This window comes from Tabrizicola oligotrophica (genome assembly GCF_011008935.1).
Taxonomy (GTDB): Bacteria; Pseudomonadota; Alphaproteobacteria; order Rhodobacterales; family Rhodobacteraceae; genus Tabrizicola_A; species Tabrizicola_A oligotrophica.
Map to the genome: position 1 here is coordinate 1 of NZ_JAAIVJ010000042.1, position 678 is coordinate 678.

1 protein-coding gene is annotated in these 678 nt (G+C 63.0%); it reads left to right on the top strand.

The genetic code is table 11. The annotated features are described in order from the left end of the window. On the top strand, nt 1-652 hold a 652-nt coding region (locus G4Z14_RS18745), incomplete at its 5' end, for an IS3 family transposase (protein WP_164628482.1). Nucleotides 653-678 lie beyond the last annotated feature (26 nt).

A 678-nucleotide genomic window follows, 5' to 3' on the forward strand; every position in this document is an offset into this window, starting at 1 on the left:
GCTCTACCGGATTTACCGGGAAGAGGGCCTGTCGGTGCGCCGCCGTCGTGGCCGCAAACGGGCTCGTGGCAGTCGCACGCCGATGCCGGTTCCACTGCGGCCAAACCAGCGCTGGTCGCTGGACTTCCTGTCCGACACGTTCGGGGCCTGCCGGAAGTTCCGCATCCTGGCGGTGAATGACGACTGCTGCCGCGAAAACCTCGGCCTGATCGCCGACACCAGCATCTCGGGCGCGCGCGTCGCTCGGGAATTGGACGCGCTGGTCCGCATCTATGGCAAACCCGCTTGCATAGTTTCTGACAACGGGACCGAGTTCACCAGCAAGGCGATCCTGAAATGGGCCAACGAAAACGGCGTCGAGTGGCACTACATCGACCCCGGCAAGCCGCAGCAGAACGGCTACATCGAGTCCTTCAACGGCAGCCTGCGCGACGAATGCCTCAACGAGGAGATCTTCGACAACCTGTCCGATGCCCGCCGCAAACTGGCTCTCTGGCGATATGACTACAACAACGTCAGGCCGCATTCCTCGCTGGGCAACAAGTCCCCCACAGAAGCGCGCCGGACGCTTGAGCTACTTGATGGCAACGCGCCCGGCGCGCTTGCCAGACCTGAAACCGATGCCTATCAACCCCAAGGACTCTCGTTATGAACGAGGGACGACCGGGGGGCAGGTCA